Source organism: Polaromonas sp. P3_C2, assembly GCF_056402675.1.
Genome location: NZ_JBFUGX010001265.1, coordinates 1 through 538, shown reverse-complemented (window position 1 = coordinate 538; position 538 = coordinate 1). Strand labels below are relative to the sequence as shown.

The following is a 538-nucleotide window of genomic DNA, read 5'->3' as shown; positions in this document are numbered from 1 at the left end:
GGATGTTCACACCCTCGACCATGCGTGCGCGGGCTTCGCCGCCGAAAATTACGTCTTTTGCTGCCATGATGCAGATTCCTTAAAGTTTATGGATGAAATCGCCTGCTAGCCCAAGTAAGACGTGCGCCAGCAGCTATCAAATAAATAGCAGAAGAGAGGTTACTTCTCGACCACTGCAAACAGGTCTTCTTCTTTCATGACGAGCAGTTCGTCGCCGTCGACCTTGACGGTCTGGCCGCTGTATTTGCCGAACAGCACGCGGTCGCCAACTTTCACGCCCACTGGGCTCAGTTCGCCCTTGTCGTTCTTCTTGCCTGGGCCAACGGCCAGCACTTCGCCCTGATCAGGCTTTTCAGCGGCGCTGTCAGGAATGACGATGCCGGAAGCGGTTTTGGTTTCGTTTTCCACGCGTTTGACGATCACGCGGTCGTGCAAAGGACGAAGTTTCATGAGAGCTCCTTGTTTGAGAACAATGGTTTTGGGAATCAAAAAGCACCCGCGTAAAAGTGAGTGCCTGTTAACTTGGTGGATTGACTGG

At 52.8% G+C, this 538-nt stretch carries 1 protein-coding gene; it reads right to left on the bottom strand.

Annotation, left to right across the window (positions count from 1 at the left end; genetic code table 11):
• Positions 1 to 159: 159 nt before the first annotated feature.
• Positions 160 to 450, bottom strand: a complete 291-nt coding sequence (locus AC1DWI_RS25995) for a co-chaperone GroES (protein WP_007872916.1) — start codon at positions 448 to 450, stop codon at positions 160 to 162.
• Between the last annotated feature and the right edge of the window lie 88 nt (positions 451 to 538).

What these genes read in the sequence shown, in the direction of transcription:
- AC1DWI_RS25995 (WP_007872916.1), bottom strand. Translation starts at nt 450, where the DNA reads ATGAAACTTCGTCCTTTGCACGACCGCGTGATCGTCAAACGCGTGGAA.